The following is an 18,713-nucleotide window of genomic DNA, read 5'->3' on the forward strand; positions in this document are numbered from 1 at the left end:
GTAGGAGCGGCGCTGTTCCCTGTAGGAGCGAGCCTGCTCGCGATGGTGGTCAACGATTACGCGTTTTTGTCATGACCGCGCGGCGTATTTGAGTCCATCGCGAGCAGGCTCGCTCCTACAAAGAGCAGACCGTTGTTAAGTCAGATGCTGATGCGCGACAGTTTGATATCGGGTTCCTGGTTGACGGTCAGTTGCTCGACGATCGCATCTTGCAGGCGGCTGCACAGCAGCGGATCGGACAGCGGCTGATTGTTGGCGTCGGTGATGAAGAATACGTCTTCCACGCGCTCGCCCAAGGTGGCGATCTTGGCATTCTGCAACGACAGGTCGAATTCCAGGAAAATCGTGCCGACCCGCGCCAACAGGCCCGGGCGGTCGGGCGCTGTGAGTTCCAGCACGGTCACTGGACGCTGTGCGTCGTTATGGATCGTCACCTGCGGAGCGAAGGCGAAATGCTTGAGCTGGCGCGGCACTCGACGCTGGATGATCGTCGGGTAGTCATCCGGGTTACGCAGGGCTTCGGTCAGGCCATCGCGGATCTGTTTGACCCGCGCCGGGTTATCGCCAATCGAGTCGCCGTCGGTGTCGAGCACGATGTAGGTGTCGAGGGTGAACTGGCTGCTGGAAGTGATGACCCGGGCGTCGTGAATGTTCAGGTTGAGCTGGTCCATCGCGGCCACGGTCACGGCGAAGAAGTCGTGTTGGTCCGGCGCATAGATGAAAATCTGTGTACCGCCTTCGAATTCTCGCTGGGTGGTTTCCTTGATCAGTACCAGTGGCCCGCCATCTGCCGGCTGCTGGAGGATCGCGTCGGTGTGCCAGGCGACGTCGCCGGCGGTGTGACGCAGGAAATAGTCATCACCCAGTTGCGCCCACAATTGCTCGACATCGTCGGGATCGGTGCCACCGCGCACCAGGATGTCCAGGGCGGCGCTTTGGGTCTGGCGGATCTGTTCTTCGCGGTCCACCGGGTTTTCCAGGCCGCGACGCAGCGCGCGCTTGGTCTCGGTGTAGAGCTGGCGCAGCAGGCTGGCACGCCAGGAGTTCCACAGCGTCGGATTGGTGGCGTTGATATCGGCGACGGTCAGTACGTACAGGTAGTCGAGGTGCGTTTCGTCACCAATCGTGTGCGCGAAATCATGGATGACCTGCGGGTCGGACAAGTCCTTGCGCTGGGCAGTGGTCGACATCAACAGATGATTCTGCACCAGCCAGACGATCAGGCGGCTGTCCCATACGGGGAGTTGGTGACGCTGGCAGAAGGCTTCTGCGTCCACTGCACCAATTTCCGAGTGATCGCCATGCCGACCTTTGCCGATGTCGTGGTACAGGCCGGCCAGGTAGATCAACTCGGGCTTGGGCAATTTGCCCATGGTCTTGGCAGCCAGCGGGAATTTTTCCGAGACCTGGGTGTATTGCAACTTACGCAGGTGTTTGATCAGGTTAAGGGTGTGTGCATCGACCGTATAAATGTGAAACAGGTCATGCTGCATTTGCCCGACGATAAAGCCGAATTCGGGCAGATAGCGCCCGAGAATGCCGTAGCGGTTCATCCGGCGCAGGTTGCGGTGGATGCCGATCTTGCACTTGAACAGTTCGATGAACAGGCTGGTGTTGCGGATGTCGTTGCGAAAATCGTCGTCGATCAGGTGACGGTTTTCCCGTAGCAGACGAATGGTATCGGCGCGTACGCCTTTGATTTCCGGCTGTTGGGCCATCAGCACGAAGATTTCCAGCATGGCGAAGGGGGTGCGGCGGAACACATTGTCGCTGCGCGCCTCGATGTAGCCGTCGTGCAGCTGGAATCGCGAGTTGATCGGTTGCGGCTGTGCCTCATCTTCCGGAGCCAGGATGACTTCTTCGAAGTGCTGGATGATCAGGTCACTGAGCTGGGCAATGCTCATCACCACCCGGTAATACTGTTGCATGAAGTTTTCGACGGCCTGCTTGACGTCGTCACCTTCGAATCCCAGCAACTTGGCAATGGTGCGCTGGTGATCGAAGAGCAAGCGATCTTCGGCGCGTCCGGCCAGCATGTGCAGGGCATAGCGCACTTTCCACAGGAACTCCTGGGAGGAGGCCAGCAGGGCGTTTTCGCTCTCTACCAGGAAACCTTCGCCTGCCAGGGCGCGCAGATTCAGCGTGCCGTACTCGCGACGGGCTACCCACAAAATCGTCTGGATGTCCCGCAGACCGCCCGGCGAGCCTTTGACGTTGGGTTCCAGGTTGTATTCGGTATCGTTGTACTTGTGGTGGCGGGCCTTCTGCTCGGCACGCTTGGCCAGAAAGAAGTCTTTGCTGGGCCACATATGCGCCGTGCTGGTGACGTCCAACATGCGCTGGCGCAGGTGCTCCGGGCCGGTAATGGTGCGACTTTCCATCAAGTTGGTCACCACCGTCAGGTCGGCGCGGGCCTCGACGGCGCATTCCTCGACCGAGCGAACGCTCTGGCCGACTTCCAGGCCGATGTCCCACAACAGCGTCAGAAAACGCTCAATGGAGTCGCGGAAAACTTCATGGTCGGCGCTGTCCAGCAGGATCAGCAAATCGATGTCGGAGTAGGGGTGCAGCTCTCCGCGACCGTAGCCGCCGACCGCAACCAGTGCGATATCGGCGTCTTCGCTCCAGGTGAACTGGTCCCAGGCCTTTTGCAGGATATTGTCGATGAACCAGGCGCGATCCTCGATCAACCGCCGTATGTCCCGGCCATTGCGAAAACGCGCGTCGAGTACTTCGCGAGCGTGGCGGATCGCCTTCTTGAAGGCCGCGATAGGGCTAGCCTTCAGGGCCAGTTCAGCCTGGAACTGGCCGCGGTCGAAGAGTTCGGGATCCACCTGCGGCATCGATTGGCTTTCCTATCTATAGGGCTCGGAGCTTTACGTATCGGATCAGGCCGAAACGCGAGGGATGGTGTCATCGCTGCGCAAGGTGAAGATCTCGTAACCGGTTTCGGTGACCAGCAGGGTGTGTTCCCACTGCGCCGAGAGCTTGCGGTCCTTGGTGATGGCGGTCCAGCCGTCGCCCAGCACCTTGGTCTCGGCGCGACCCTGGTTGATCATCGGTTCGATGGTGAAGGTCATGCCGGCCTTCAGTTCCATGCCAGTGCCGGCGCGACCGTAATGCAGGATCTGCGGCTCTTCGTGGAAGACTTTGCCGATTCCGTGGCCGCAGAACTCGCGAACCACCGAGAAGCCGTTCTTTTCGGCATGCTTCTGGATGATCTCGCCAATGTCGCCGAGGCGGCAGCCAGGCTTGACGATTTCAATCGCCTTGTACATGCATTCCTGGGTCACTTGCGACAGGCGTTCGGCCCAGACTGGCACGGTACCGACGTGGAACATGCGGCTGGTGTCGCCGTGGTACCCGTCCTTGATGACGGTGACGTCGATATTGAGAGTGTCGCCATCCTTCAGAGGCTTGTCGTTCGGGATGCCGTGGCAGACCACGTGATTGATCGAGGTGCAAATCGACTTCGGGTAGCCCTTGTAGTTGAGCGGGGCAGGGATGGCTTTCTGCTCGTTGACGATATAGTCGTGGCAGATCTGGTTCAGTTGATCGGTGGTAACGCCCGGCTTGACATATTCGGCAATCATTTCCAGCACGTCGGCGGCCAGTTTGCCGGCGATGCGCATTTTGGCGATGTCCTCGGCGGTTTTGAGGGTGACGGTCATACAGGCTCTCTCTGCGCTCGGCGGCGCTTCACAAACGGAATGGGCATTGCGTGATCGAACTTCGCCGCCCTGAAAAACGCGATTCTATCAGACGAACAGTGCAAATCCGCGCCTCTGTACATCGCTTCTCTATATAGAATGGTGCAATCTGCGCGGATTCCAAGGGCTGGAACAGCCTGCTCACCAGGATTTCAGAATCCGGGTTCCGTTTTTACCTGCCCTGTGGTATAAAATGCGCCGCTTTCCGGGGATGTCCCGAAAAGCTTAAATCCACACACGTGTCGACACGATGACCTGGGTGCCTTCAGCTGATGCTGCTGGTTGGTCATTGGGATACGTGGAGGCCAAACCCGACTTATTAAGGAACTATCATGTCCCAAGTCAACATGCGCGATATGCTGAAGGCCGGTGTGCACTTCGGTCACCAGACCCGTTACTGGAACCCGAAAATGGGTAAATACATTTTCGGCGCGCGTAACAAGATTCACATCATCAACCTTGAAAAAACCCTGCCAATGTTCAACGAAGCTCTGACTTTCGTAGAGCGTCTGGCCCAGGGCAAAAACAAGATTCTGTTCGTCGGCACCAAGCGTTCCGCTGGCAAGATCGTTGCTGAAGAAGCAGCACGTTGCGGTTCGCCGTACGTCGATCACCGCTGGTTGGGCGGCATGCTGACCAACTTCAAAACCATCCGTGCTTCCATCAAGCGTCTGCGTGACCTTGAAGTACAAGCCGAAGACGGTACTTTCGCCAAGCTGACCAAGAAAGAAGCGCTGATGCGCACTCGTGACCTGGAAAAGCTGGATCGTTCCCTGGGTGGTATCAAGGACATGGGCGGTTTGCCAGACGCTCTGTTCGTTATCGACGTTGATCACGAGCGCATCGCGATCACCGAAGCCAACAAGCTGGGCATCCCGGTTATCGGCGTAGTCGATACCAACAGCAGCCCGGAAGGCGTTGACTACATCATCCCAGGCAACGATGACGCAATCCGCGCTATCCAGCTGTACATGGGTTCGATGGCTGACGCTGTTATCCGTGGTCGCAACAACGTTGCTGGCGGCACCGAAGTTTTCGTTGAAGAAGCTCCGGCAGCTGCAGCTGAGTAATTGACGCCCTGGCGTTGACTCAGTAAGCAAAAAGGGGGCTTGGCCCCCTTTTTGCCACCTTGAAAACCATTTGTCGGCGCCCGGTTGCCTATCTGTAACCTGCGGCAGCTAACAAAGGTGGTTCGGGAAGAATTGAACGCCCGTTCGATCGGGTGGAATGGTTGATAACCTATCCAAGAGGAATTTTGAAATGGCAGAGATTACTGCAGCGTTGGTCAAAGAACTGCGCGAGCGTACCGGCGAAGGCATGATGGACTGCAAAAAGGCCTTGACCAAGGCTGGCGGCGACATCGAGAAAGCCATTGATGACATGCGCGCTTCGGGCGCCATCAAGGCTGCCAAGAAAGCTGGCAACGTTGCCGCTGAAGGTGCTATCGCCATCAAGGACGACGGTAAAGCTGCCGTCCTGCTGGAAGTTAACTCGCAGACCGACTTCCTGGCCCTGCAAGACGACTTCAAAAACTTCGTTGCTGCCAGCGTAGAAAAAGCCTTTGCCGAAAAACTGACCGACGCAGCTCCGCTGATCGCCGCTCAGGAATCGGCTCGTGAAGCCCTGGTGGCCAAAGTTGGCGAAAACGTCAACATCCGCCGCCTGGTTCGCGTTGAAGGCGACGTGGTAGGTACCTACCTGCACGGTAACAAGATCGGTGTTGCTGTTGTCCTGAAGGGCGGTGACGTCCAACTGGCCAAAGAGATCGCTATGCACGTAGCGGCAAGCAACCCTGAGTTCCTGCTGCCATCGCAGGTTTCGCCAGAAGCCATCGAGCGCGAGAAGGCTGTATTCCTGCAGCTGAACGAAGACAAGATGAAAGGCAAGCCAGCTGAAATCGTCGAGAAGATGATCGCTGGCCGTATCACCAAGTTCCTGGCCGAAGCCAGCCTGGTTGAGCAAGCTTTCGTGATGAACCCGGAAATCACCGTGGGTGCTCTGGCCAAGAAAGCCGGCGCTGAAATCGTTTCCTTCACCTACTTCAAGGTCGGCGAAGGCATCGAGAAGCCAGTTGATAACTTCGCTGAAGAAGTTGCTGCTCAACTGGCTGCTGCCAAGCAATAAGACGGTTTTTTAACTGTCGCCCTGAAGAGGCTGCCCGCTCACGCGCGCAGCCTCTTTTCAGATGGGGCACCAATTTTTTATTTGGTTTCCATTTGGAACTGGCTTACAAAGCCATGTTCCGATGGCGCTGAAGCAGCGCCACGCTAGAGTGAACGCTTGCTGAAAACAGCTCGCAAAGAATTTTTTAATATACGCCGCAGGAGAGATTCGCAATGGCTCAGCAGGGCAGTGGTTATCAGGCTCGCTATAAACGCATTCTACTCAAACTTAGCGGCGAGGCCCTGATGGGCTCGGAAGAGTTCGGGATCGATCCGAAAGTTCTGGATCGCATGGCCCTGGAAGTTGGCCAACTGGTCGGCATCGGTGTCCAGGTCGGTCTGGTGATCGGCGGCGGCAACCTGTTCCGTGGCGAAGCACTGAGCAAGGCAGGCATGGACCGGGTTACCGGTGACCACATGGGCATGCTGGCCACTGTGATGAACGCTCTGGCCATGCGCGATGCGCTGGAACGTGCCAATATCTCGGCCATCGTGATGTCGGCCATCTCCATGGTTGGCGTGACCGATCACTATGATCGCCGCAAAGCCATGCGTCACTTGAACTCCAAGGACGTGGTAATTTTCGCGGCCGGTACCGGCAACCCGTTTTTCACCACGGACTCGGCTGCCTGCCTGCGTGCGATTGAAATCGATGCCGATGTCGTGCTCAAGGCAACCAAGGTCGATGGCGTCTACACCGCTGACCCGTTCAAAGACCCGCATGCCGAGAAGTTCGATCATCTGACCTACGATGAAGTGCTGGATCGCAAGCTGGGTGTGATGGATCTGACCGCCATTTGCCTGTGCCGCGACCACAAGATGCCATTGCGCGTATTTAACATGAACAAGCCCGGCGCCCTGCTGAACATCGTGCATGGTGGCGCTGAAGGGACCCTGATCGAGGAAGGCCAGCAATGATCAACGAAATCAAGAAAGACGCTAAAGAGCGCATGCAGAAGTCTGTTGACTCCCTGTCGCATAACTTCGGTCGCATCCGTACCGGCCAGGCGCACCCGAGCATCCTCGAAGGCGTAATGGTGCCGTACTACGGCGCTGATACCCCAATCAAGCAAGTGGCCAACATCACTGTCAAGGACGCTCGTACCCTGCAAGTTGTTGCCTTCGAGCGCAACATGCTTGGTGCAGTCGACAAGGCGATCGGCAGTGCAGGTTTGAACCTGAACCCAACCAACCTGGGTGAGCTGCTGCTGATTAGCATGCCGGCCCTGACCGAAGAAACCCGCCGCGGTTTCACCAAGCAGGCCCGTGATGTGGCTGAAGACGCTCGTGTTGCTGTGCGCAACATCCGCCGTGATGCCAACAGCTCTTTGAAAGACCTGGTCAAGGAAAAAGAGATCAGTGAAGACGAAGAGCGTCGCGCCACTGGCGAGATCGACGACCTGACCAAGAAATTCGTGGCTGAAATCGACGCGAAGCTGGCAGAGAAAGAAAAAGACCTGATGGCCGTATAAGGGTCGCGTGTTAATGGACAAGACCAAGCAGACAGCGCCGACCGTGGTGCCGCGCCATGTCGCGATCATCATGGATGGTAATAATCGCTGGGCGAAAAAACGCTTTATGCCGGGTGTCGCCGGGCATAAAGCGGGTGTGGATGCAGTTCGCGCGGTTATCGAGGTGTGTGCCGAAGCCGGGGTTGAAGTCCTGACCCTGTTCGCGTTCTCCAGCGAAAACTGGCAACGTCCGGCCGATGAGGTCAGTGCCTTGATGGACCTGTTCTTCAAGGCGCTGCGTCGCGAGGCCAAGCGCCTGAATGACAACAACATCAGTTTGCGCATCATTGGCGACCGGTCGCGTTTTCATCCGGAGCTTCAGGCTGCCATGCGTGAGGCCGAGGCGATGACGGCTGGCACCAATCGCTTCGTGCTGCAGATCGCCGCCAACTACGGCGGCCAGTGGGATATCGCGCAAGCTGCGCAGCGCTTGGCGCGAGAAGTTCAGGCCGGGCACTTGCGTCCGGAAGACATTACACCGGACCTGCTGCAGACGTGCCTTGCAACCGGTGACCTGCCATTGCCCGACTTGTGCATCCGTACCGGTGGCGAGCACCGCATCAGTAACTTCCTGCTGTGGCAACTGGCTTATGCCGAGTTGTACTTCTCCGACCTGTTCTGGCCGGACTTCAAACACGACGCCATGCGTAACGCGCTGGCCGATTTCGCATCCCGCCAGCGTCGCTTCGGTAAAACAAGTGAGCAGGTCGAGGCTGGAGCCCGGGTTTAATGCTTAAACAACGAATCATCACTGCGCTGATCCTGTTGCCGATTGCCTTGTGCGGGTTTTTCCTGCTTGAAGGGTCCGGTTTTGCGCTGTTCATCGGGTTGGTCGTGACCCTTGGTGCGTGGGAATGGGCGCGTCTGGCGGGCTTCACTGCCCAGCCGATGCGTACGGCGTATGCCGCAGTCGTGGCGTTGATGCTGTTTATCATGCACATCCTGCCCGGCCTCGCTCCATGGGTGTTGGGGGCTTCGGTGCTGTGGTGGGGGATTGCGACCTGGCTTGTTCTGACGTACCCACGTTCCAGTGAGCATTGGGCCAGTGCCGCCTGTAAGCTGCTGATCGGTCTGCTGATCCTGCTGCCGGCCTGGCAAGGCCTGGTGCAGATCAAGCAGTACCCGCTGGGTAACTGGCTGATCATGGCAGTGATGGTGCTGGTCTGGGGGGCTGATATCGGCGCGTACTTCTCTGGTCGGGCCTTCGGTAAGCGCAAGCTGGCGCCGCAGGTCAGCCCTGGCAAGAGTTGGGAAGGTGTCTACGGTGGTTTGGTTCTGAGCCTGGTCATTACGGTCATCGTCGGATTTTTCCGTGACTGGACCGTGGCCGAACTGTTCAAGGGGTTGATCGGCGCAGCCGTGATCGTGTTTATCTCTGTCGTGGGTGATCTCACCGAAAGCATGTTCAAGCGTCAGTCCGGGATCAAGGACAGTAGCAATCTATTGCCTGGTCACGGTGGTGTGCTGGACCGGATCGATAGTTTGACTGCGGCAATTCCCGTGTTTGCCGTACTGTTGTGGATGGCTGCACCGTGAGCCGCCCTCAGCAGATTACCGTTCTGGGGGCAACCGGCTCGATCGGTCTGAGCACCCTTGATGTGATCGCTCGCCATCCTGAGCGCTATCAGGTCTTCGCCTTGAGCGGGTATTCCCGTTTGAGCGAGCTGCTGGCGCTGTGCGTGCGTCACGTTCCGCGGTTCGCTGTTGTGCCTGAGGCTCGCGCCGCTCGAGTGTTGCAGGATGACTTGAGTGCGGCGGGGCTTTCGACTCGGGTATTAGTGGGCGTGGAAGGTTTGTGCCAGGTCGCTGCCGATCCTGAAGTGGATGCGGTCATGGCGGCCATTGTCGGAGCGGCGGGATTGCGTCCGACGCTGGCAGCAGTGGAGGCCGGCAAGAAAATCCTTCTAGCCAATAAAGAAGCGCTGGTGATGTCCGGCGCATTGTTCATGCAAGCCGTGCACAAAAGTGGTTCGGTACTGCTGCCGATCGACAGTGAGCACAACGCGATCTTCCAGTGCATGCCACAGGATTATGCCCGTGGTCTGGGCGCGGTCGGTGTGCGTCGGATTTTGCTGACAGCCTCCGGCGGTCCTTTCCGGCAGACGCCAGTCGCCGAGTTGGCGCATGTCACGCCTGATCAGGCGTGTGCTCACCCGAACTGGTCCATGGGGCGCAAGATTTCAGTCGATTCGGCCAGCATGATGAATAAAGGGCTCGAGTTGATCGAGGCCTGCTGGCTGTTCGATGCCAAACCTTCCCAGGTCGAAGTGGTGATTCATCCGCAGAGCGTCATTCACTCGCTTGTCGACTATATAGACGGCTCAGTCCTGGCCCAGTTGGGTAATCCAGACATGCGCACGCCAATCGCCAATGCCTTGGCGTGGCCCGAGCGAATCGATTCGGGGGTGCCGCCGCTGGATCTGTTTGCCGTTGCCCGTCTGGACTTTCAGGCGCCGGATGAAGAGCGCTTTCCGTGCCTGCGGCTGGCTCGCCTGGCGGCTGAAGCAGGTAATAGCGCTCCAGCCATGCTGAACGCGGCGAACGAAGTCGCTGTGGCGGCCTTTCTCGACGGACGGGTTCGTTACCCGGAAATCGCGAGTATCATCGAAGAAACGTTGAATCTTGAGCCAGTGGTGGCGGTGGGTGATCTCGAGGCGGTGTTCGCGGCGGATGCGAGGGCGCGTGTGCTGGCCGAACAATGGCTGAGTCGCCACGGGCGATAAGTGCTGCAAGGCGTTGTCCAAGCAGCACCTGATAGGAATGCGGAGAAAGTAGATGAGCGCGCTCTATATGATTGTCGGCACCCTGGTGGCTCTGGGCGTGCTGGTCACCTTCCATGAGTTCGGCCATTTCTGGGTCGCGCGTCGTTGTGGGGTCAAGGTGCTGCGTTTCTCCGTAGGCTTCGGTATGCCGCTGCTTCGCTGGCACGACAAGCAGGGTACTGAGTTCGTGGTCGCTGCTATTCCGCTGGGCGGCTACGTAAAGATGCTCGATGAGCGTGAAGGCGAAGTGCCTGTTGATCAGCTCGACCATTCCTTCAATCGCAAATCGGTTCGTCAGCGCATTGCCATCGTAGCGGCGGGTCCGATTGCCAACTTTTTACTGGCGTTGGCGTTTTTCTGGGTGCTGGCCATGCTCGGCAGCGAGCAGGTGCGCCCGGTCATCGGCGCCGTGGAGTCCGGTAGCATTGCCGCCAAGGCAGGTTTGAGCGCTGGGCAGGAAATCATCGCCATCGACGGCGAGCCGACTTCCGGCTGGGCCGAGGTGAATTTGCAACTGGTCCGTCGTCTTGGGGAAAGTGGTTCCCTGCAGCTGCTGGTTCGTGAGCAGGGGTCGACGGTCGATTCTGCGCGTGAACTGGCACTGGATAAGTGGCTCAAGGGCGCTGATGAACCGGATCCGATTCGTTCATTGGGCATTCGTCCTTGGCGTCCGGCATTGCCGCCGATCCTGGCCGAGCTTGATCCGAAAGGTCCGGCGCAGGCTGCGGGCCTGAAGATGGGCGATCGGTTGTTGGCACTGGATGGTCAGTCGTTGGATGACTGGCAGCAAGTGGTCGATACCGTCCGTATGCGTCCTGACACCAAAATCATGCTGCGGATCGAGCGCGATGGTGCTCAAATCGACGTCCCTGTCACACTGGCCGCGCGCGGCGAGAAAAAGGCACCAAGTGGTTACCTGGGGGCAGGGGTGAAGGCAGTCGATTGGCCGCCAGAGATGATTCGTGAAGTCAGTTACGGTCCATTGGCTGCGATTGGTGAGGGGGCTCGCCGTACCTGGACCATGAGCCTGCTGACCCTCGATTCATTGAAGAAAATGTTGTTCGGTGAGCTCTCGGTAAAAAACTTGAGTGGACCGATAACCATTGCTAAAGTGGCGGGCGCTTCGGCCCAGTCGGGTGTCGCTGATTTCCTGAATTTCCTTGCTTATCTGAGTATTAGCTTGGGGGTTCTGAATTTGCTGCCCATTCCTGTGCTGGATGGGGGGCATTTGTTGTTTTATCTGATTGAGTGGGCGCGTGGTCGTCCCTTGTCGGATCGGGTGCAAGGTTGGGGGATTCAGATCGGTATCAGTTTGGTGGTCGGAGTGATGTTGCTCGCTCTGGTCAACGATCTAGGCCGTCTGTAACGTCGCTGAATTGCGAATCTGCCGCATTTTGCGGCAGTTTGTTTATTGCCAGTTGGAATAAGAAAGGACTTCATGAAACGTCTGCTGCTAACTGCGGTTCTCACCGTATTGATGATCGCCGAAGTTCACGCCGAGTCCTTCACTATCTCTGATATTCGCGTCAATGGCCTCCAGCGGGTCTCCGCGGGTAGCGTCTTTGGTGCTTTGCCGTTGAACGTCGGTGAACAGGCGGATGATCGTCGTCTGGTGGAATCCACTCGTGCGCTGTTCAAAACCGGGTTCTTTCAAGATATCCAGCTGGGCCGCGATGGCAACGTCCTTGTCATCACGGTAGTCGAGCGCCCATCGGTTGCAAGTATCGAGATCGAAGGTAACAAGGCGATCTCTACTGAAGACCTGATGAAGGGCCTCAAGCAATCCGGTCTGGCCGAAGGCGAGATCTTCCAGCGTGCCACCCTCGAAGGTGTGCGTAACGAGTTGCAGCGCCAGTACGTCGCTCAGGGTCGCTACTCGGCTACCGTCGACACCGAAGTGATCCCGCAGCCTCGCAACCGTGTAGGCCTGAAGGTCAATATCAACGAAGGCACCGTTGCGGCTATCCAACACATCAACGTGGTGGGTAACACGGTTTTCCCCGATGAAGACCTGATCGACCTGTTCGAACTCAAGACAACCAACTGGTTGTCGTTCTTCAAGAACGACGACAAGTATGCTCGTGAAAAACTCTCCGGTGACCTGGAGCGCCTGCGTTCCTACTACCTGGACCGTGGCTATATCAACATGGATATCGCTTCGACCCAGGTCTCCATCACCCCGGACAAGAAACACGTCTACATCACCGTCAACATCAACGAAGGCGAAAAGTACACCGTTCGTGATGTCAAGCTGAGCGGTGACCTGAAGGTACCGGAAGACCAGGTCAAGTCCCTGCTGCTGGTGCAGAAGGGCCAGGTGTTCTCGCGCAAGCTGATGACCACCACTTCTGAACTGATCACACGTCGCCTGGGTAACGAGGGTTACACCTTCGCCAACGTCAACGGCGTGCCACAGCCTCACGATGAAGATCACACCGTAGACATCACCTTCGCTGTCGATCCTGGCAAGCGTGCTTACGTCAACCGCATCAACTTCCGTGGCAACACCAAGTCGGAAGACGAAGTGCTGCGTCGTGAAATGCGTCAGATGGAAGGTGGTTGGGCTTCGACCTACCTGATCGACCAATCCAAGACCCGCCTCGAGCGTCTGGGCTTCTTCAAGGAAGTCAACGTCGAGACTCCGGCCGTACCGGGCGTCGACGACCAGGTGGATGTCAACTACAGTGTGGAAGAGCAAGCGTCCGGTTCGATTACTGCCAGTGTCGGTTTCGCCCAGAGTGCGGGCTTGATTCTCGGTGGTTCGATCACCCAGAACAACTTCCTGGGTACCGGTAACAAGGTCAGTGTCGGTTTGACCAAAAGCCAATACCAGACCCGCTACAACTTCGGCTTCGTTGACCCCTACTGGACCGCCGATGGCGTGAGCCTGGGTTACAACGCGTTCTACCGCACCACCGACTACAACGACCTTGACGTCGATGTGGCCAGCTATGCCGTAGACAGTTTTGGCGCAGGTGTCAGCGTCGGTTATCCGATCAGCGAGACGTCGCGTCTGACCTTCGGTTTGACCGCGCAGCAAGACAAGATCAAGACAGGCATTTACACCGTTGACGAGATTTTCGACTTCGTTAACAAGGAAGGCGATCAATACCTGAACTTCAAGGCTTCGGCCGGTTGGTCCGAGTCCACCTTGAACAAGGGTGTGCTGGCGACCCGCGGTCACTCCCAGAGTCTGGTGCTGGAAGCCACGACGCCAGGCAGCGATCTGTCGTTCTTCAAACTGGATTACCGTGGCCAGTTGTTCCAGCCGCTGACTGAAAATTACACCATGCGCCTGCACACTGAATTGGGTTATGGCGATGGTTACGGTTCGACCGATGGCTTGCCATTCTACGAAAACTACTTTGCAGGTGGTTTCAACTCGGTGCGTGGCTTCAAGGACAGTACCCTGGGTCCTCGCAGTACTCCGAGTACCGGCAAGAACCCTGGGACGCAGTTCGACCCGGACCAGGACCCACTGCCTTTCGGTGGTAACGTCCTGATTCAAGGTGGTGCAGAAGTTCTGTTCCCGCTGCCGTTCGTCAAGGACCAGCGTTCCCTGCGGACTTCGGTATTCTGGGATGTGGGTAACGTATTCGACTCCAAATGCTCGGATGTCATCAATACCGATGGCACAAAGTCCAATACGCAGTGTAACGATATCAGCCTGAGCAATATGGCAAGTTCCGTCGGTGTGGGTGTGACCTGGGTCACCGCACTGGGTCCTCTGAGTTTCGCGTTGGCCATGCCAGTCAAGAAACCGGATAACGCTGAGACTCAAGTTTTCCAATTCTCCCTCGGCCAGACGTTCTAAGCGTCTGACCCAAGATAACGACAATGGATTTTGTAGGAGTGCATCGTGCGTAAGTTGACTCAATTGGTTCTCCTGGCTTCCGTACTGGTAGCAGGCCCGGCATTTGCCGACATGAAAATTGCCGTTCTGAACTATCAGATGGCGCTGCTGGAATCCGATGCGGCCAAGAAATATGCCGTGGATGCCGAGAAAAAGTTCGGTCCTCAGCTGACCAAGCTCAAGGCGCTGGAAAGCAGCGCCAAGGGTATCCAGGATCGCCTGGTGGCCGGTGGCGACAAAATGCAGCAGGGCGAGCGCGAGCGCCTGGAGCTTGAATTCAAGCAAAAGGCCCGTGACTTCCAGTTCCAGTCCAAGGAGCTGAACGAAGCCAAAGCCGTCGCCGACCGCGAAATGCTGAAGCAGCTCAAGCCGAAACTGGATAGCGCTGTGGAGGAAGTCATCAAAAAAGGTGCTTATGACCTGGTCTTCGAGCGTGGTGCAGTGATTGATGTCAAACCTCAGTACGACATCACGCGCCAGGTTATCGAGCGCATGAATCAGCTGAAGTAATCCATGACAGCGACCATTAAGCTCGGCCAGTTGGCCGAGTTCCTCGGCGCCACCTTGCGTGGCGACCCGGAGAAAGCAATTACTGGGCTAGCCACCTTGCAGGAGGCTGGCCCAGCTCAGTTGAGCTTTCTCGCCAACCCCCAATACCGAAAATACCTTGCTAGCAGTCAGGCTGCTGCTTTGTTGCTCAAAGCCGCTGACGCTGAAGGTTTTGCCGGTAATGCGCTGGTGGTACCTGACCCGTATGCGGCTTACGCGCGCGTGTCTCACCTGTTCGATCCCAAGCCCAAGGCGGCTGCCGGCATACACCCGACTGCGGTGATTGCCGCGGATGCAGTGGTTGATCCCGCAGCGAGTATCGGTGCCTTCGTGGTCATCGAAAGCGGGGCACGGGTTGATGCGGGGGCGACCATTGGTGCGCACTGTTTCATCGGCGCCCGGAGTGTCATCGGCGAAGGTGGCTGGCTCGCGCCGCGCGTTACCCTGTATCACGACGTGCGTGTCGGCAAGCGGGTGGTGATTCAATCCGGTGCAGTGCTCGGCGGCGAAGGTTTCGGATTTGCCAACGAGAAAGGTATCTGGCAGAAAATTGCCCAGATCGGTGGTGTACTGATTGGCGACGATGTGGAAATTGGCGTGAATACCGCCATAGACCGCGGCGCGCTGGCCGATACCATCATTGGTAATGGCGTGAAGCTCGACAACCAGATTCAAATTGCCCACAACGTTCAAGTGGGTGATCACACCGCCATGGCGGCGTGCGTGGGCATTTCCGGCAGCACCAAAATCGGCAAGCATTGCATGCTCGCCGGTGGCGTAGGGCTGGTGGGGCATATCGACATTTGCGACAACGTTTTCATCACCGGGATGACCATGGTGACCCACTCGATCACGGAGCCGGGTGCCTATTCTTCCGGTACGGCGATGCAGCCGGCAGCCGAGTGGCGCAAAAGCGCGGCACGTATCCGTCAGCTCGATGACATCGCGCGGCGTTTGCGACAGCTGGAAAAGCAAGCAGGGGAAGTGACCCCTGGCGGTAATGCTTCATCAGATGGCTGATACCATTTCCATATCAAGTGTGCACAGCCGCTAGACTGCGTCCTTGATTTGCTAGAGGAGTGCGCATCAGTCGCGCGCTCCCAATCTTTACATAGGCTTCCCCCCGAAATGATGGACATCAACGAGATTCGCGAATACCTGCCTCACCGTTACCCGTTCCTGCTGGTGGACCGGGTCGTGGATCTGGATGTGGAAGAGAAGCGCATCCGCGCCTACAAGAATGTCAGCATCAACGAACCGTTCTTCAATGGTCACTTCCCCGCGCATCCAATCATGCCGGGTGTGCTGATCATCGAGGCGATGGCTCAGGCCGCCGGGATCCTTGGTTTCAAGATGCTCGATGTGAAGCCGGCCGATGGCACCCTTTACTACTTCGTTGGCTCCGACAAGCTGCGTTTTCGCCAGCCGGTATTGCCAGGTGATCAGTTGATTCTCGAAGCCAAGTTCATCAGCTGCAAGCGTCAGATCTGGAAGTTCGAGTGCCAGGCCTCGGTTGATGGCAAGCCAGTCTGCTCTGCTGAAATCATCTGTGCGGAACGCAAACTATGAGTTTGATTGACCCTCGCGCAATCATCGATCCGACAGCCATCCTGGCTGACGGTGTCGAGGTCGGCCCATGGTCGATCATCGGCGCAGGTGTGGAAATCGGCGAGGGAACGGTAATCGGCCCGCACGTGATTCTCAAAGGCCCGACCCGAATCGGTAAGCACAATCGCATCTACCAGTTCTCTTCGGTAGGCGAGGACACGCCGGACCTGAAATACAAGGGCGAAGAAACACGCTTGGTGATTGGCGATCACAACGTCATCCGCGAAGGCGTGACGATTCACCGTGGGACGATTCAAGACCGCTCGGAAACGACCTTGGGTGACCACAACCTGATCATGGCCTATGCGCACATCGGTCACGACAGTGTTATCGGCAATCACTGCATTCTGGTCAACAACACGGCGCTGGCTGGTCACGTGCACGTGGAAGACTGGGCCATCCTGTCCGGTTTTACCCTGGTCCACCAGTATTGCCATATCGGTGCCCACAGCTTTTCCGGCATGGGAACGGCTATCGGCAAGGACGTTCCGGCTTATGTCACCGTTTTTGGCAATCCGGCCGAGGCCCGCAGCATGAACTTCGAGGGCATGCGCCGTCGTGGTTTCAGCGAAGATGCCATTCACGCCCTGCGTCGCGCCTACAAGGTTGTTTACCGCCAAGGGCTGACAGTCGAGCAGGCACTCGCCGAACTGGCCGAGCCGTCGATCCAGTTCCCGGAAGTCGCGGTGTTTCGTGACTCCATCCAGTCTTCGACTCGCGGCATCACCCGCTAACCATGGCCAATCTGCGTATTGCGCTGGTGGCGGGTGAGGCTTCCGGCGACATTCTCGGCGCGGGTCTGATGCGCGCACTCAAGGCCCGTCATCCGGCGATCGAGTTCATCGGTGTCGGTGGTCCGCTGATGCAGGCCGAAGGCCTGAGCTCCTACTTCCCGATGGAACGCCTGTCGGTCATGGGCCTGGTGGAGGTTTTAGGGCGGCTGCGCGAGTTACTGGCACGTCGCAAAAAGCTGGTGGCGGACCTGATTGCCGCGAAGCCGGACGTGTTTATCGGCATCGATGCTCCGGATTTCAACCTCAATATCGAACTCAAACTGCGTCAGGCCGGGATCAAGACCGTGCATTACGTCAGCCCTTCGGTCTGGGCCTGGCGACAGAAGCGGGTGCTGAAGATTCGCGAAGGTTGCGACCTGATGCTGACGCTGTTCCCGTTCGAAGCGAAATTCTACGAAGAGAAGGGTGTCCCGGTGCGCTTTGTCGGGCATTCCCTGGCTGATGCCATTCCACTGGAAGCCGATCGCGCTGCCGCGCGGGCCGAGCTGGGCTTGCCCGACGGGCCGTTGGTTGCGTTGATGCCGGGCAGCCGTGGTGGTGAAGTGGGTCGCCTGGGTGCGCTGTTTCTCGATACCGCTCAGCGTCTGCGAGCAATGCGACCTGGCGTGCGGTTCATCATGCCTTGCGCCAGTCCCGAGCGCCGCGTGCAACTGGAAGAGATGCTGGCCGGTCGCGACCTGCCGCTGACCCTGTTGGATGGCAAGTCCCATCTGGCCCTGGCAGCCTGTGACGCCGTGTTGATCGCATCCGGCACTGCAACGCTGGAAGCCTTGTTGTACAAGCGGCCGATGGTGGTTGCCTATCGTTTGGCACCGCTGACCTTCTGGATTCTCAAGCGAATGGTGAAGAGTCCCTACGTGTCCTTGCCGAACCTGCTGGCCCAGCGCCTGCTGGTGCCCGAACTGCTGCAGGATGATGCGACGGTCGAGGCGCTGGCCCAGACCCTGTCGCCATTGATTGAGGGTGGCCAGGAGCAAACTCGCGGTTTCGACGAAATCCACCGTACCCTGCGTCTCGATGCCTCTAATCAGGCGGCTGATGCGGTATTGAACCTGATCGGCCAAGCACAATGAGCAAAACAAGCATGCAAATGGGGCTGGATTTCACCTTGGTGGCCGAAGTGGAAGAGTTGGTGGCCGGCGTCGACGAAGTCGGCCGGGGGCCGCTCTGTGGTGCTGTCGTGACCGCAGCAGTGATCCTTGATCCACAGCGCCCGATCCTTGGCCTGAACGATTCGAAGAAACTCACCGAGGCCCGTCGCGAAAAGCTCTACGATGAAATCTGCGAAAAAGCCCTGAGCTGGTGCATCGCCCGCGCGGAAGTCGAAGAGATCGACGAACTGAACATTCTGCATGCCACAATGCTGGCCATGCAGCGTGCCGTGGCTGGCCTGCATATTCAGCCGAAGCTGGCGATGATTGACGGCAACCGTTGCCCGAAACTGCCGATGCGTGCCGAAGCTGTCGTCAAAGGTGATAGCAAGGTTCCGGCCATCGCTGCTGCGTCGATTCTGGCGAAGGTCAGTCGCGATCGCGAGATGGCAGCCTTCGAACTGATTTACCCCGGGTACGGCATTGGCGGCCACAAGGGCTATCCGACGCCCGTTCATCTGGAAGCGCTCGTGCGTCTTGGGCCAACGCCGATTCATCGGCGCTCGTTTGCCCCTGTACGTCTAGCTTACGAAGCGCGAGAAAGCCTGATCGAGAGTTAGTCGCAAGGCTGATTTTTTTTACCAAGGCCCGGTACAATCCGGGCCTTGTTGTT

Annotated in this window: 17 protein-coding genes; 15 read left to right on the forward strand and 2 right to left on the reverse strand. The window is 57.8% G+C overall.

Going from position 1 to position 18,713, the window contains the following annotated elements:
* Positions 1 to 140: 140 nt before the first annotated feature.
* Together ABTV22_RS06005 and map are read right to left on the reverse strand one after the other, a co-directional pair.
* Entirely contained in the window at positions 141 to 2,843 is a 2,703-nt protein-coding gene (locus ABTV22_RS06005; protein WP_433739013.1) for a [protein-PII] uridylyltransferase, read from the reverse strand.
* A 45-nt stretch (positions 2,844 to 2,888) separates the two neighbouring features.
* Entirely contained in the window at positions 2,889 to 3,671 is a 783-nt protein-coding gene (gene map, locus ABTV22_RS06010; RefSeq protein WP_433739014.1) for a type I methionyl aminopeptidase, read from the reverse strand.
* 371 nt (positions 3,672 to 4,042) lie between these two features.
* Here map and rpsB point away from each other — a divergent pair, with 371 nt between their 5' ends.
* The 15 genes from rpsB (at position 4,043) to rnhB (ending at position 18,660) form a co-directional block, all read left to right on the forward strand.
* A complete protein-coding gene (gene rpsB, locus ABTV22_RS06015) occupies positions 4,043 to 4,780 on the forward strand; it encodes a 30S ribosomal protein S2 (RefSeq protein ID WP_433739015.1) in 738 nt (245 codons plus the stop codon).
* A 190-nt stretch (positions 4,781 to 4,970) separates the two neighbouring features.
* On the forward strand, positions 4,971 to 5,834 hold the full coding sequence (tsf, locus tag ABTV22_RS06020; RefSeq protein ID WP_433739016.1) for a translation elongation factor Ts: 864 nt from the start codon (positions 4,971 to 4,973) through the stop codon (positions 5,832 to 5,834).
* A 212-nt stretch (positions 5,835 to 6,046) separates the two neighbouring features.
* On the forward strand, positions 6,047 to 6,790 hold the full coding sequence (gene pyrH, locus ABTV22_RS06025) for a UMP kinase (RefSeq protein ID WP_003222124.1): 744 nt from the start codon (positions 6,047 to 6,049) through the stop codon (positions 6,788 to 6,790).
* Positions 6,787 to 7,344 (forward strand): ribosome recycling factor, encoded by a 558-nt coding sequence (gene frr / locus ABTV22_RS06030; protein WP_433739017.1) that lies wholly within the window; start codon positions 6,787 to 6,789, stop codon positions 7,342 to 7,344. Before pyrH ends, frr begins: the two co-directional genes overlap by 4 nt.
* Before the next feature lie 13 nt (positions 7,345 to 7,357).
* Complete coding sequence (gene uppS, locus ABTV22_RS06035; RefSeq protein WP_433739018.1) at positions 7,358 to 8,113, forward strand: polyprenyl diphosphate synthase; 756 nt, start codon at positions 7,358 to 7,360, stop codon at positions 8,111 to 8,113.
* The gene (locus ABTV22_RS06040) at positions 8,113 to 8,919 is read left to right on the forward strand and encodes a phosphatidate cytidylyltransferase (RefSeq protein WP_433739019.1); all 807 of its coding nucleotides are present in this window, start codon (positions 8,113 to 8,115) and stop codon (positions 8,917 to 8,919) included. Before uppS ends, ABTV22_RS06040 begins: the two co-directional genes overlap by 1 nt.
* Positions 8,916 to 10,106 (forward strand): 1-deoxy-D-xylulose-5-phosphate reductoisomerase, encoded by a 1,191-nt coding sequence (ispC, locus tag ABTV22_RS06045; RefSeq protein WP_433739020.1) that lies wholly within the window; start codon positions 8,916 to 8,918, stop codon positions 10,104 to 10,106. Before ABTV22_RS06040 ends, ispC begins: the two co-directional genes overlap by 4 nt.
* 52 nt (positions 10,107 to 10,158) lie before the next feature.
* Positions 10,159 to 11,511, forward strand: a complete 1,353-nt coding sequence (gene rseP / locus ABTV22_RS06050; protein WP_433739021.1) for a sigma E protease regulator RseP — start codon at positions 10,159 to 10,161, stop codon at positions 11,509 to 11,511.
* Positions 11,512 to 11,583: 72 nt separating this feature from the next.
* The gene (gene bamA, locus ABTV22_RS06055; RefSeq protein WP_433739022.1) at positions 11,584 to 13,959 is read left to right on the forward strand and encodes an outer membrane protein assembly factor BamA; all 2,376 of its coding nucleotides are present in this window, start codon (positions 11,584 to 11,586) and stop codon (positions 13,957 to 13,959) included.
* Positions 13,960 to 14,004: 45 nt separating this feature from the next.
* Positions 14,005 to 14,508: an OmpH family outer membrane protein gene (locus ABTV22_RS06060; protein ID WP_433739023.1), complete on the forward strand. Its 504-nt coding sequence runs from the start codon at positions 14,005 to 14,007 to the stop codon at positions 14,506 to 14,508.
* A 3-nt stretch (positions 14,509 to 14,511) separates the two neighbouring features.
* Positions 14,512 to 15,567, forward strand: a complete 1,056-nt coding sequence (gene lpxD / locus ABTV22_RS06065) for a UDP-3-O-(3-hydroxymyristoyl)glucosamine N-acyltransferase (protein WP_433739024.1) — start codon at positions 14,512 to 14,514, stop codon at positions 15,565 to 15,567.
* A gap of 108 nt (positions 15,568 to 15,675) precedes the next feature.
* Complete coding sequence (gene fabZ / locus ABTV22_RS06070) at positions 15,676 to 16,116, forward strand: 3-hydroxyacyl-ACP dehydratase FabZ (RefSeq protein WP_110966659.1); 441 nt, start codon at positions 15,676 to 15,678, stop codon at positions 16,114 to 16,116.
* Positions 16,113 to 16,889, forward strand: a complete 777-nt coding sequence (gene lpxA / locus ABTV22_RS06075) for an acyl-ACP--UDP-N-acetylglucosamine O-acyltransferase (RefSeq protein ID WP_433739025.1) — start codon at positions 16,113 to 16,115, stop codon at positions 16,887 to 16,889. The genes fabZ and lpxA overlap by 4 nt, the downstream gene beginning before the upstream one ends.
* 2 nt (positions 16,890 to 16,891) lie before the next feature.
* Complete coding sequence (gene lpxB, locus ABTV22_RS06080) at positions 16,892 to 18,022, forward strand: lipid-A-disaccharide synthase (RefSeq protein ID WP_433739026.1); 1,131 nt, start codon at positions 16,892 to 16,894, stop codon at positions 18,020 to 18,022.
* An 11-nt stretch (positions 18,023 to 18,033) separates the two neighbouring features.
* Positions 18,034 to 18,660: a ribonuclease HII gene (rnhB, locus tag ABTV22_RS06085; RefSeq protein WP_433741315.1), complete on the forward strand. Its 627-nt coding sequence runs from the start codon at positions 18,034 to 18,036 to the stop codon at positions 18,658 to 18,660.
* Positions 18,661 to 18,713 lie beyond the last annotated feature (53 nt).

The organism is Pseudomonas putida (assembly GCF_050990305.1).
GTDB classification, from domain to species: Bacteria; Pseudomonadota; Gammaproteobacteria; order Pseudomonadales; family Pseudomonadaceae; genus Aquipseudomonas; species Aquipseudomonas putida_AH.